Below are 13070 nucleotides of genomic sequence, written 5' to 3' on the forward strand. Positions count from 1 at the left end.
GCAACGGGGCGGGCGATCACCGTGAGCGAAGCCGTGCGGACCGGTCGGGCCGTCCCCCGGGTCGGACGGTAGCATTGGCACTTGACCCGCCGGAGTGCCAGTCAGGGGCACCTCCGGGGTCGCCCCGGATCCCGACGGACCAGAGGAGGACCGAGATGTCGGAGCAGCCCCGCCGCCTGCAGGTGCTCCAGGCGATCGTGGAGGACTACGTGGCGCTGCGCGAGCCCGTGGGCTCCAAGGCGCTCGTGGAACGGCACGCCCTGGGCGTGTCCTCCGCGACCGTGCGCAACGACATGGCTGCGCTCGAGGAGGAGGGCCTCATCGTGGCCCCGCACACCTCCGCCGGGCGCGTCCCCACGGACAAGGGCTACCGCGTGTTCGTCGACCGCCTCTCCGAGGTGAAGCCGCTGTCCCCGGCGGAGCGCCGGGCCGTGCGGACCCTGCTGGACCCGGAGACGGACACCGAGCACATGATGGAGTCCACGGTGCGCCTCCTGGCCCAGCTGACCCAGCAGGTCGCCGTCGCGCAGTTCCCCCACGAGGACGGCTCCACGATCCGCCACCTCGAACTGGTCTCCCTCACGCCCACGCGGGTGCTCGTGGTCCTCATCCTGTCCACGGGACGGGTGGACCAGCGGCACGCCGTGCTGGACCGGCCGGTCGACGAGGCGGAGCTGTCCATGCTCCGCGGCCTCCTGCTGGACGCCCTGCTGGGGCTCGGTCCGGTGTCGGCGGCCACCGTGGTGGACGACGTCGTCACCCGGGTCCGCCCGGAGCACCGGCAGTCCGCCGCCCTCGTGGCCGCGGCCGTCCACGACCTGCTCGAGGCCGGCCGGCAGGACCGCATCGTCCTGGCCGGCACCGCCAACCTGGCCCGCTCCCCGGGGGACTTCGGCGCGTCCATCGGGCCGATCCTGGAGGCGCTCGAGGAGCAGGTGGTGCTGCTGCGCCTGCTCACGGAGATGGAGCAGGACGCCCACGGGGTGTCCGTGCGGATCGGGTCCGAGAACGCCGGATCGCTCGCGGACACCTCGGTGGTCGCGGCCGCCTACGGCCCCGGCGCCGTGGCGAAGGTCGGCGTCATCGGCCCGACCCGGATGGACTATCCGGGCACCATGGCCGCCGTCCGGGCGATCGCCCGCTATCTCTCCCGCATCCTGACCACCTGACGCGCCTCCGCGTGTCCCGGCGGGCCCCGTCCCGCATCGCCCCACGTCCCGCTCTCCCCGAGAGGAATCCCCACCGTGACCGACCACTACGAGACGCTCGGCGTCAGCCGTGACGCCAGCACTGAGGAGATCCGCCGCGCCTACCGCAAGCTCGCGCGCACCCACCACCCGGACGTCAACCCCGACCCGGAGGCGGCCGAGCAGTTCAAGCGCATCTCCCACGCCTACGAGGTGCTCTCGGACGAGGGCCGGCGCCGGGCCTACGACACGACGGGCAATGAGAACGGCCAGGCCGGCTTCCCGGGCGGCTTCGGCGGGGCGGGCGGCTTCGGGGGCTTCGCCGACATCTTCGAGACCTTCATGAACGCCGCCGGCCAGGGCGGCCGCGGCGGCCCCGCCAGCCGCGCCCGCCGCGGCCAGGACGCCCTGGTGACCGCGCGGATCGACCTGCGCGACGCCGTCTTCGGCGGCGAGCAGACGATCGAGCTGGACACGGCCGTGCGCTGCGAGCGGTGCGAGGGCTCATGCTGCGAGCCCGGCACCCAGCCGGAGACCTGCCAGACCTGCCACGGCCACGGCATGATCCAGCGCCCCGTGCGGTCGCTGCTGGGCACCGTCATGGCCACCGAGGCCTGCCCCGCCTGCCAGGGGTTCGGCACCGTCATCCCGACGCCCTGCCACGAGTGCGACGGGCAGGGCCGCGTCCGCACCCGGACGCCGCTGACCCTGCGCATCCCCGCGGGCGTGGACGACGGCACCCGCATCCACCTCGCCGGCCGCGGCGAGGCCGGCCCGGGCGGCGGCCCGAACGGCGACCTCTACGTGGAGATCGCGGTCCGCCCGGACGAGACCTTCCGCCGCGAGGGCGACCACCTGGCCACCACCGTGACCGTCCCCATGGCCGCCGCGGCCCTGGGGACCACCGTCACGCTGGACACCCTGGACGGCAAGCAGTCCGTCAGCCTGGACCCGGGCGTGCAGTCCGGTCACGTCGAGGTCCTCCACGGCCTGGGCGTCGGCCGCCTGCGCGGGCAGGGCCGTGGTGACCTCAAGGTGGACGTGGTGGTCACCACGCCCACCGACCTGGACGACGAGCAGCGCCAGCTCCTGGAGCGCCTGGCCGAGGTGCGCGGCGAGGAGGTCGTGCACGGCGCACCCCAGGCCAGGGGCATGTTCGCCCGGCTGCGGGAGAACCTGAGGAACCTGTGACCGCCCCCCTGTTCCACCTCGAGCCGGGGGCCCTGGCCGGCGCGAGCGCCGGCGTGGAGGTCGTCTTCGGTGGCCCCGAGGCCCGCCACGCCGCCGCGGCCATGCGCCTGGCCCCCGGGGAGGCCGTGATCCTGGCCGACGGGTCGGGCACGCTCGGCCACGGCACCGTGCTCGCGGCCGCCCCGGACGGGGTGTCCGTGCGGCTGGACGCGGTGGCGGAGGAGCCGGCACCCACCCCGGCGCTCGTGCTCGTCCAGGCCCTCGCCAAGGGCGATCGGGACCTCATGGCGGTCCAGGCCGCCGTCGAGCTCGGCGTGGACGCCGTGGTGCCCTGGGAGGCCGAGCGCTCGATCGTCCGCTGGAAGGGCCCCAAGGCCGCCAAGGCCCGCCAGAAGTGGGCGGACACGGCCCGCGCGGCCGCCAAGCAGGCGCGTCGCGCCCGGGTGCCCGCGGTCCGGGACCACGTCTCCGGGACGGCGGTCGCCGGGCTGGTCCGGGACGACGACGGCGGCCGGCTCGTCCTCGTGCTGCACGAGGACGCGGAGCGCGGGGTGTCCGCGGTGCCGACGGAACGACTCTCCGCGGCCGCCGAGATCGCCGTCGTCGTGGGCCCCGAGGGCGGGATCGGCCCGGCCGAGCTCGAGGCCTGCGTGGCCGCGGGGGCCGTGCCGGTGCGGCTCGGCCCGCACGTGCTGCGCGCCTCCACGGCCGGCCCCGCCGCCCTCGCCGTGCTCCAGCACCGGCTCGGCCGCTGGTGAGCCCCGGCAGGACCGCGCACCGACGCCTAGACTGGATTCGATGTCCCGCCCCCGCGACCCCGAGGTGATCCGCCCCATCGTGACCGTGCCCCCCACGACCCCGACCCCGCCCGCCACTGCGCACGAGGGCGTCGCGTTCGAATCCGCCGACCTCATGGTCCGCACCCTCGGACCGCAGGACGCCCTGCTGCGGATCCTCGGCGGCGTGTTCCCCACCGTGGACGTCACGGTCCGCGACCAGCGGCTGGACCTGGCCGGGCCGGTGGCCGACGTGGCCACGGTGCGGCGCGTCGTCGAGGACCTGCGCTCGATCGCCCGCCGCGACCAGGCGGTCACCCCCGAGGTGATGGGCCAGGTCGTCCATCACGTTCGCGGAGCCGCCACCGGGCGCGGCGCGGGTCAGCTGCACCTGGACTCGATCCTCTCGGGCCGGGGTCGCCGCATCCGCGCGAAGACCCTGCACCAGCAGGACTACGTGGAGGCGATCGACCGCTCCACCGTCGTCTTCGGCGTCGGCCCGGCCGGCACCGGCAAGACCTACCTGGCCATGGCCAAGGCCGTGCAGGCGCTGCAGGCCAAGGAGGTCAACCGGATCATCCTCACCCGCCCGGCCGTCGAGGCCGGCGAGCGGCTCGGCTTCCTGCCCGGTGGGCTCTCCGAGAAGATCGACCCGTACCTGCGTCCCCTGTACGACGCGCTGCACGACATGATCGAGCCCGAGTCGATCCCGCGGCTGATGGAGGCCGGGACCATCGAGGTCGCCCCGCTGGCGTACATGCGCGGCCGCACCCTGAACGACGCGTTCGTGATCCTCGACGAGGCCCAGAACACCACCGGCGAGCAGATGAAGATGTTCCTGACCCGACTCGGCTTCGGTGCGCGCATGGTCGTCACGGGTGACACCTCGCAGGTGGACCTGCCGCGCGGCACCCAGTCCGGCCTGGCCCAGGCCGTCGAGGTGCTCGAGGGGATCGAGGGCCTGGAGGTGGTCCGCTTTGACTCCTCGGACGTGGTCCGGCACTCGCTGGTGAGCGCCATCGTGGACGCCTACGACGCCGCCCGCGGACCCGCGGAGCGGTCCCAGAAGCGAGGAGGGGCCCGCCGTGGCCGTTGAGATCCTGAACGAGTCGGGGATCGAGGTCCCCGAGGACGCGCTGCTGCGCATGGCCCGGCACGTCTACACGCGCCTGCACGTCCACGAGCGCGCCGAGACGGCCGTGACCGTCGTGGACGCCGCACGCATGGCCGAGCTGCACGAGGAGTGGATGGACCTGCCCGGGCCCACCGACGTGATGAGCCTGCCCATGGACGAGCTGACCCCCGGCTCGCCCGAGGCGCCGGCCGAGGGCGTGCTCGGGGACGTCGTGCTCTGCCCCGAGGTCGCCGCCGAGCAGGCCGCGCGCGGCGGGCACTCCCGTGACGACGAGCTGCTTCTGCTGCTCACCCACGGCATGCTCCACCTGCTGGGGTACGACCATCTCGAGGACGCCGACCGCGAGGAGATGTTCGGCCTCCAGGATCGGCTCGTGTCCGAGGTCCTCGGCCGGCCCGCCCCGGCCCCCACCGTCGAGGACTGAGGGCACCGCCCATGCTGACGCCCGCCCTCCTCTTCGCCCTCTTCCTGGTCTTCCTCGGCCTGACCTGGACGCTGTCCCTGGCCGAGTCCGCGTTCTCCTACCTCTCCCGGCGGGACGCGGAGGACATCGTCCGCGAGCAGCCCGGCTCCAAGGCACTGGAGATCGCCCGCGAGCGGGAGAGCCACCTCGGGGCCCTGCGGGTCTGGCGGTTCGTGGCCGAGGCCCTGTCGGCCGTCTGCCTGACCGCGGCCGCCGACGCGGTGGTGGACGACACGTGGCTCGCCGTGGCGATCGCCGCGGTCGTGCTCGTGGGCGTGGCCGCCCTGCTGGGCGTCTGGAGCCCGCGGCCGATCGGCTCCCGCAACGAGGCCGCCGTCGCCCGCCGCCTCGGCGGTCTGGTGTGGGTGCTCCGCCGAGCCCTGGGCCCGCTCGCCGCCCGCCTGGACCGGGACCGGCGCCGTCGCGAGGTCGAGCCGGAGGACGAGGACGACTTCCAGGAGCGCCACCTGCGCGAGTTCGTCGCCCGCGCCCACGACGCGGACGTGCTCGCCGACTCCGAGGCGGAGCTGATCCAGTCGGTGTTCTCCATGAACGACACCATCGTCCGCTCCGTCATGGTGCCGCGCACCGACGTCGTCACGATCGACGCCGACCACACGCTCGGCCAGGCCATGGCCCTGTTCCTGCGCTCCGGCAACTCCCGCATCCCGGTGATCGGCGAGGACGCCGACGACATCCGGGGCATGCTGCACCTCAAGGACGTCACCCGCGCCCTGCACCACGACGGCGCCGCGACCGACACCCCCGTCACCGAGGTCATGCGCGACGTCCGCTTCGTCCCCGAGTCGAAGTCCGTGGCGACCCTCCTGCAGGAGCTGCAGCGCGAGTCCACCCACGTGGCCGTGGTGGTGGACGAGTACGGCGGCACGGCGGGGCTCGTGACGCTCGAGGACCTCATCGAGGAGATCGTCGGCGAGATCTACGACGAGGACGACCACCCGGACCGCCCCGAGGTGGAGTTCGTCGCGCCCGGCGTCTACTCCGTCGACGCGCGCATGGGCATCCACGACTTCCGGGAGGAGTTCGAGCTGCCGGAGGAGGACGAGGACGACGACGTTGACACGGTCGGCGGCCTCCTCGCCAAGGAGCTCGGCCGCGTCCCGATCCAGGGTTCGCGCGTCGTGGTCCAGGGGATCGAGCTCGTCGCGGACACCCTCGAGCCCCGCCGCAACCGGGTCGCGCGCCTGCGCGTCTCCGAGACCCCCGACCGCCCGGTGCGGCTGCGCCGGCGCGAGGAGCAGGCCTACGGCGCCGAGCCCGCCGACCCCGTGGCCTGAGCCGGCCGCCCCACCCCACGCCCCGCCTGACAAGGATGACCCCATGACCGATCTCGTCGATCCGGCCCGCGCCGCGGACGGCTTCCGTTCCGGCTTCGTCTCGCTCGTGGGCCGGCCGAACGCCGGCAAGTCCACGCTCACCAACGCGCTGGTGGGGGAGAAGGTGGCGATCACCTCCTCCAAACCCCAGACCACGCGCCACACCATCCGCGGGATCGTCCACCGCGAGGACTTCCAGCTCGTGCTCGTGGACACCCCGGGCCTGCACCGGCCCCGCACCCTGCTCGGCGAGCGCCTCAACGACCTCGTGGCGGAGACGCTCAACGAGGTCGACGCCGTGGGCATGTGCCTGCCGGCCGACGAGGCGATCGGCCCCGGCGACCGGTTCATCGCCCAGCAGCTCTCGTACCTGCACCGCACCCCGGTGGTCGCCGTGGTCACCAAGACGGACAAGGTGGGTCCGGAGCAGCTCATGGCGCAGCTCGTGGCCGTGACCGCGCTGGGCGACGAGGTCCTCGGGCCGGAGAACGGCGGGGAGGGCTTCGCGGCCGTCGTGCCGGTCTCGGCGGTGGCCGGCCGCCAGGTCGACGACGTCCTGGGCGTCTTCGCGGGCCTGCTGCCGGCCGGGCCGCCCCTGTACCCCGACGGCGAGCTCACGGACGAGCCGGAGGCGATCATGGTCGCCGAGCTCATCCGGGAGGCGGCCCTGGAGGGCGTGCGCGACGAGCTGCCGCACTCGGTGGCCGTGGTGGTCGAGGAGATGTCCCTGCGCGAGGACCGCCCCGCGGACCGGCCCCTGATGGACGTGTGGGCGAACGTCTTCGTCGAGCGGGACAGCCAGAAGGGCATCATCATCGGCAAGGGCGGCTCCCGGCTGCGCGAGATCGGCGCGCAGGCGCGGGCGGGCATCGAGCGCATGCTCGGCACCAAGGTGCACCTGGACCTGCGGGTCAAGGTCGCCAAGGAGTGGCAGCGCGACCCCAAGCAGCTCGGCCGACTCGGCTTCTGAGCCCGAGGCCCCGGCCCGGCGCGCGCGCCGGAGCGGGCCGCCGTCGTCGTGCGTCACACGGGGACGGCCTCCTGTGGCCCGGCCCACCTCGGTGCTAGGGTCGGGGGCATGTCCCCCCGCCTCGCGACGACAGCGCCGGCCACGGCCCGCCTGCTACTTCCCGGCCGCACGGGGTCCCCGTGCCAGGCCGCGATCCACGCCGCCTGAGCGCATGCGGAGGCAGGACGCCTCCCACCGGACCGGACACCCCGTGCGGAGCCTCTGACCTCCCGGCCCGGCCACCGACCATCCACCTTTCGCGCGCCCGCCGCGCGCACGTCGAGGGAGAACACGCATGAGCGCCCACCTGCAGAAGTCGTCGGGGATGAAGTTCCACAAGTACGTCCCGTTCCAGGACCAGATCGAGGTCGCCCTGCCGGACCGCACCTGGCCGGACAAGGTCATCGAGAAGGCGCCGCTGTGGTGCGCCGTGGACCTGCGCGACGGCAACCAGGCCCTGATCGACCCCATGGGCCCCGAGCGCAAGCTGCGCATGTTCCAGCTGCTCGTCGGCATGGGCTTCAAGGAGATCGAGGTCGGCTTCCCGTCCGCCTCGCAGACCGACTACGACTTCGTCCGCCAGCTCATCGAGGGCGACCACATCCCGGACGACGTCACCATCCAGGTCCTCACCCAGTCCCGTGAGCACCTGATCGAGCGCACCTTCGAGGCGCTCGAGGGCGCCGACCGGGCCATCGTGCACCTGTACAACTCGACGTCGGTGCTGCAGCGCCGCGTGGTGTTCCGGCAGGACGAGGACGGGATCGTGGACATCGCGACCTCCGGCGCGCGCCTGGTGAAGAAGTTCGAGGAGCAGCTCAAGGGCACGCAGATCACCTACGAGTACTCGCCCGAGTCCTACACGGGCACCGAGCTCGAGTTCGCCCGGCGCATCTCGGACGAGGTGGCCACGGTCCTGGAGGCCTCCACCGACCGCAAGATGATCCTGAACCTGCCGGCGACGGTGGAGATGTCCACCCCGAACGTGTACGCCGACTCGATCGAGTGGATGCACCGCAACCTGGAGCACCGCGACTCGCTCATCCTCTCCCTGCACCCGCACAACGACCGCGGCACGGGCGTGGCCGCCGCCGAGCTGGGCTACCTGGCCGGGGCGGACCGCACCGAGGGATGCCTGTTCGGCAACGGCGAGCGCACCGGCAACGTCGACCTGGTGACGCTGGGCATGAACCTGTACTCGCAGGGCGTCGACCCCATGATCGACTTCTCCGACATGGACCACATCAAGCGCACGGTCGAGTACTGCAACCAGCTGGCCGTGCCCGAGCGCTCGCCGTGGGGCGGCGACCTCGTCTTCACGGCCTTCTCCGGCTCCCACCAGGACGCCATCAAGAAGGGCTTCGAGGCCATGGAGGTCGACGCGAAGGCGGCCGGCACGGACGTGGACGGCATCCCGTGGGCCGTGCCGTACCTGCCCATCGACCCGAAGGACATCGGCCGCTCGTACGAAGCCGTCATCCGCGTGAACTCGCAGTCCGGCAAGGGCGGCGTCGCCTACCTGCTCAAGTCCGAGCACAACCTGGACCTGCCGCGCCGCGCGCAGATCGAGTTCTCCCACGTCATCCAGGATCTGGCCGACGCCCAGGGCGGCGAGGTCTCCGGCGCCGACCTGTGGCGCGTGTTCCAGGACGAGTACCTGCCCGCCGACGCGGCGGAGGCGCAGTGGGGCCACTACCGGCTCCGCTCGGTCTCCTCGGCCTCCGGCGAGGACGGCGCGTTCCGGATGGAGGCCGAGCTCGAGGTCGACGGCGTCACGCAGACCCGCACGGCGCAGGGCAACGGCCCGATCGACGCGTTCCTGCGCATCCTCGGTGAGGAGGGCATGGACGTCCGCGTGCTCGACTACTCGGAGCACGCACTGTCCGAGGGCGGCGCGGCCATGGCCGCCGCCTACGTGGAGGCGGCCGTGGGCGACCGCGTCCTCTGGGGCGTCGGCCTGGACCACAACACCACCACCGCCTCGCTGAAGGCCGTGGTGTCCGCGGTGAACCGCGCCCTGCGCGCGTGAGCGGCTCCGGCTCCTCCCGGCGGGGTGCGCGGCACGGCGGCTACGCGGCGAACTCATTCCGCACCGAGGCCATCGTGCTGCGCACCCACCGTCTGGGGGAGGCCGATCGCATCGTCGAGGCGCTCACCCCCGAGCACGGCCTGGTCCGGGCCGTGGCCAAGGGGGTGCGCAAGACATCCTCCCGGCTGGGCTCGGTGGTGGAGCCGTTCATGCACTCCACGCTCCAGCTCGCACGCGGCCGGGGCGAGCTGCACACCGTGAGCCAGGCGCAGCTGCTGCACCCGTACGCGACGATGCTGGCCGCCGACTACGACGCCTACACCGTCGCCGGCGCCCTCGCCGAGGCCGTCGAGCGGGTCCCCGCGGTCGACGACGACGGCCGGCGCGCCCAGTACCGCCTGTTCCACGGCGCGCTGGCCGCGCTGGCCCGTGGCGCGCACGACCCGCGGCTGATCCTGCACTCGTTCCTGCTGCGCGCGCTCGCCCAGGCCGGCTGGGCCCCCACCTTCGACCGGTGCGCCCGCTGCGGCGCCCCCGGCCCGCACACGGCGCTGCACGTGGGCCTCGGCGGGGCCGTCTGCCCGGAGTGCAGGCCACCCGGTGCCGCGCACCCGGCCCCGGAGACCTTCGATCTGCTCTCGGCCCTTGCAGCGGGGGACTGGGCCACCGCGGACGCCTCCGGGGGCCCCGCCCGCCGAGAGGCGGCCGGTATCGTGGCGGCGTACCTGCAGTTCCACGCCGAGCGGCGCCTGGTGTCCCTGTCCGTCCTGGACCAGGACCTCGGCCTCCCCGCCCCGCGCGTCGAGAGGAGACCATGAGCGCCGACCGTGCCCCGCAGCCCCCGCCGCCGCACCCCTCGGGTGCGGTCGCCCCGCGGATCGATCCGCGTTTCGTGCCCCGGCACGTGGCGATCGTGATGGACGGCAACGGTCGGTGGGCCAACCAGCGCGGCCTGCCCCGCACCGAGGGCCACCGGGCCGGCGAGGCGGCCCTGCTGGACGTCGTCGCCGGGGCGGTGGAGCTGGGGATCGGCCACGTGTCCGCGTATGCGTTCTCCACGGAGAACTGGCGGCGCTCGGCGGAGGAGGTGCGCTTCCTCATGGGCTTCTCCCGGGACGTGCTGCGCCGGCAGCGGGACACCCTGCACTCGTGGAACGTGCGGATCCGGTGGAACGGGCGGGCCCCGCGCCTCTGGACCCCCGTGATCCGGGAGCTGCAGGAGGCCGAGGAGCTCACGCGCCACAACACCGGGACCACGCTGCACATGTGCGTGAACTACGGCAGCCGGGCCGAGATCCTGGACGGCGTCCAGGCGATCGCCGAAGAGGTCCGGGCCGGCCGGATGCGGCCGGGCGAGATCAGCGAGGACGTCATCACCCGCTACCTCGACCGCGGTTTCCGCACGGGTCAGGACGTCGACGTCGTCCCGGACGTGGACCTGTTCCTGCGGACCTCGGGGGAGCAGCGCCTGTCCAACTATCTGCTGTGGCAGTCCGCCTACGCGGAGCTGCTGTTCCTGGACGTGCTGTGGCCGGACGTCGACCGGCGGACCCTGTGGGCCGCCGTCGAGACCTACGCCCGACGGGACCGCCGCTACGGCGGCGCCGTGGACACCCCTCAGCCGGCGCCGTCGTCCGGCGCGCCGGACTCGGCCTCGGACGCCGACGGCGGCGCGTAGGCTCCCAGCCACGTGAGCGTCGCGGCACCGGCCGCCTCGCGCACCGACGCGGGGGAGGCGAACACGTCGTGCAGCGCGTCGGGGAGCCGGTGGACGGTCACCCGGTCGCCGAGCCGCAGGGAGCGGCGGGCCATGGCGTCGGGGTCCAGGACGATGTCCGAGGTCAGCATCGCCTCGCCGTAGGACGTGCCCCGATGCCCACGCGCGGAGACGAGCACGAGGATCGGGACGGAGACGTCGAGCCGCCCGGCCACGGCCCGGTGCCCCGAGAGGACCGCGCTCAGCCAGGCGGCCGGCACCTCGAACGCGTGCGGGGGGCGCCAGAGCGGGTGCAGGTCCCATTCGCCCTCGGCCTGGTCCGAGAGGGTGCGCCAGTAGTGGTCGATGCGCGGCAGCGTGAGCATGGCGTAGGGCTTCATGGCGGAGACGGGCCCCACGATGGACTTCGCCAGCAGGCGCACCCCCGCGCTGCCCTGCATCTCCAGCCACGGGCTGTTGAGCACGAGCGCGGCGAGGCGGCCGGGATTCCGGTCCGCCCACAGCGCGGCGATCAGCCCGCCGGTGGAGTGCCCCATGAGGATGGGCGGCAGCGGGTGGTCCCGGGCGATGGTCTCGAACGCGGCCTCGAGGTCCGCGTCGTAGCGGGCCAGGTCGTCCGTCCAGCCGGGCGTCTGCCCCGCGCGCAGCGAGCGGCCGTAGTGGCGCAGGTCGACGGCGTGGAACGCGTAGCCGGCGGTCTCGAACGCGTGGGCCAGCGGGGCGTTGTAGAAGTAGTCGCTCCAGCCGTGCACTGAGAGGATGGGCCGCCGGGCCGGGTCACGGGCGGCGTCGATGCGCGGACGCACCACTGTGACAAGGTTCTGTCCTTGTTCATCGGTGTCGAGGCCGAGCGTGCATCGTTCGAAGCCCGGCAGCCCGTCCGGGACCCAGCCCAGGCCCGGCGGATCGTCGAGGAACGGGCGGGTGCCCTCCTCCGTCGGTCCGCCGGCGGGTGCGCCGTGCGGGGCGGGTCGGTCCGGGGGTGGCGGCTGGATCGGGTCACGGGCCATCCGACCACTCTAGGAGGACCCCGGGCGGGCGGGAGGCCCGTGCGAGGATGGGGGCATGCAGCTGCCTGATCCCAAGTCCGCCGTCGACGGCCTCCTGACCTCCCGTGCGCCTCGCCTGTACCCGCCCTTCTTCCGTGCCGTGTTCGGTGGCATGGACGCGGAGCAGGCGCACCATCGGGGCTTCGACGCGATTCGGCTGGCCGAGCGGACCGGGGCGTCCGCCGCCCTGCGCGCCGCCTTCCGTCCGGACCCGATGCTCGCGCGCACGGTCATGGGCCTGCGGTTCCCGACGCCCTTCGGCCTGGCCGCGGGGTTCGACAAGGACGGCCGGGGGACCGCCGCCCTGGCCGACCTCGGGTTCGGCCACATCGAGGTCGGCACGATCACGGCGCAGCCGCAGCCCGGCAACCCGCAGCCCCGACTGTTCCGTCTCGTGGACGACCGGGCGCTGGTCAACCGCATGGGCTTCAACAACGACGGCGCGGCGGCCGTCGCCCCCCGCCTGGCGCGGACCCGGCAGACCCTGGAGCGCCGCTTCGGTCCGGCCCGGCCGGTTTTGGGCGTCAACATCGGCAAGACCAAGGTGGTCCCGCTCGAGGACGCGGCGGACGACTACCGGGCCTCGACCCGCCTGCTCGCGCCCCACGCCGACTACCTGACGGTCAACGTGTCCTCCCCGAACACCCCGGGGCTGCGCCAGCTGCAGGAGATCGACGCGCTGGAGCCGATCCTCACGGCCGTGCGCGAGGAGGCCGACCGTGCAGTCCCGGGCCGGCGGGTGCCACTGACCGTGAAGATCGCCCCGGACCTGTCGGACGACGACGTGCGCGCCGTCGGGGCGCTCGCCGAGCGCCTCGGGCTCGACGGCGTCATCGCGACCAACACGACCGTCTCCCGCGAGGGTCTGCGCACCCCGCGTGCCGACGTGGACGCCCTGGGCGCGGGCGGCCTGTCCGGCGCCCCGCTGCAGGAGCGGTCGAGGCGGGTGCTGGACGTCCTGCGGGCGGCGCTGCCCGCGGGCGCCGCCGTCGTCAGCGTGGGCGGGGTGACGGACGCCGACGACGTCCAGGCCCGGCTCGACGCGGGCGCGGACCTCGTCCAGGGCTACACCGCGTTCCTCTACGAGGGGCCGTTCTGGGCCGGCCGGATCACCGCCGGACTGGCCCGACCCCTGCGGGGCTGACGGTCCGCTCGCCGGTGACGCGACGGCCCGGAC

Annotated in this window: 12 protein-coding genes; 11 read left to right on the top strand and 1 reads right to left on the bottom strand. The window is 73.9% G+C overall.

Annotation, left to right across the window (positions count from 1 at the left end; genetic code table 11):
* The first annotated feature begins 155 nt into the window (after positions 1-155).
* The 10 genes from hrcA to AC0VX4_RS05010 all read left to right on the top strand — a co-directional run bounded on the left by hrcA (position 156) and on the right by AC0VX4_RS05010 (position 10805).
* The gene (gene hrcA / locus AC0VX4_RS04965) at positions 156-1169 is read left to right on the top strand and encodes a heat-inducible transcriptional repressor HrcA (RefSeq protein ID WP_475464652.1); all 1014 of its coding nucleotides are present in this window, start codon (positions 156-158) and stop codon (positions 1167-1169) included.
* Between the two features lie 75 nt (positions 1170-1244).
* Positions 1245-2378 carry a molecular chaperone DnaJ gene (gene dnaJ / locus AC0VX4_RS04970; RefSeq protein WP_144823983.1) on the top strand — a complete coding sequence of 378 codons (1134 nt, stop codon included), beginning with the start codon at positions 1245-1247 and terminating at the stop codon, positions 2376-2378.
* A complete protein-coding gene (locus tag AC0VX4_RS04975) occupies positions 2375-3136 on the top strand; it encodes a 16S rRNA (uracil(1498)-N(3))-methyltransferase (RefSeq protein ID WP_144823985.1) in 762 nt (253 codons plus the stop codon). Before dnaJ ends, AC0VX4_RS04975 begins: the two co-directional genes overlap by 4 nt.
* Positions 3137-3176: 40 nt before the next feature.
* Complete coding sequence (locus AC0VX4_RS04980; RefSeq protein WP_060774993.1) at positions 3177-4250, top strand: PhoH family protein; 1074 nt, start codon at positions 3177-3179, stop codon at positions 4248-4250.
* Positions 4240-4713 carry an rRNA maturation RNase YbeY gene (gene ybeY / locus AC0VX4_RS04985; protein ID WP_002853639.1) on the top strand — a complete coding sequence of 158 codons (474 nt, stop codon included), beginning with the start codon at positions 4240-4242 and terminating at the stop codon, positions 4711-4713. The genes AC0VX4_RS04980 and ybeY overlap by 11 nt, the downstream gene beginning before the upstream one ends.
* A gap of 11 nt (positions 4714-4724) precedes the next feature.
* A complete protein-coding gene (locus AC0VX4_RS04990; protein ID WP_144823986.1) occupies positions 4725-6050 on the top strand; it encodes a hemolysin family protein in 1326 nt (441 codons plus the stop codon).
* Positions 6051-6093: 43 nt separating this feature from the next.
* Entirely contained in the window at positions 6094-7059 is a 966-nt protein-coding gene (gene era, locus AC0VX4_RS04995; protein ID WP_036384707.1) for a GTPase Era, read from the top strand.
* A 334-nt stretch (positions 7060-7393) separates the two neighbouring features.
* Positions 7394-9127 (top strand): 2-isopropylmalate synthase, encoded by a 1734-nt coding sequence (gene leuA, locus AC0VX4_RS05000; protein ID WP_475464653.1) that lies wholly within the window; start codon positions 7394-7396, stop codon positions 9125-9127.
* A complete protein-coding gene (gene recO / locus AC0VX4_RS05005; protein ID WP_065573094.1) occupies positions 9124-9945 on the top strand; it encodes a DNA repair protein RecO in 822 nt (273 codons plus the stop codon). The genes leuA and recO overlap by 4 nt, the downstream gene beginning before the upstream one ends.
* A complete protein-coding gene (locus AC0VX4_RS05010; protein WP_049161858.1) occupies positions 9942-10805 on the top strand; it encodes an isoprenyl transferase in 864 nt (287 codons plus the stop codon). Before recO ends, AC0VX4_RS05010 begins: the two co-directional genes overlap by 4 nt.
* Here the strand turns inward: AC0VX4_RS05010 and AC0VX4_RS05015 are convergent.
* Entirely contained in the window at positions 10745-11854 is a 1110-nt protein-coding gene (locus tag AC0VX4_RS05015; protein ID WP_475464654.1) for an alpha/beta hydrolase, read from the bottom strand. The two genes, AC0VX4_RS05010 and AC0VX4_RS05015, sit on opposite strands and share 61 nt — an antisense overlap.
* Positions 11855-11909: 55 nt before the next feature.
* Here AC0VX4_RS05015 and AC0VX4_RS05020 point away from each other — a divergent pair, with 55 nt between their 5' ends.
* The gene (locus AC0VX4_RS05020; protein ID WP_144823990.1) at positions 11910-13037 is read left to right on the top strand and encodes a quinone-dependent dihydroorotate dehydrogenase; all 1128 of its coding nucleotides are present in this window, start codon (positions 11910-11912) and stop codon (positions 13035-13037) included.
* Positions 13038-13070: the final 33 nt, after the last annotated feature.

The organism is Micrococcus sp. 63XJN7_8_ISO-PGPR-S23-253, from assembly GCF_056173425.1.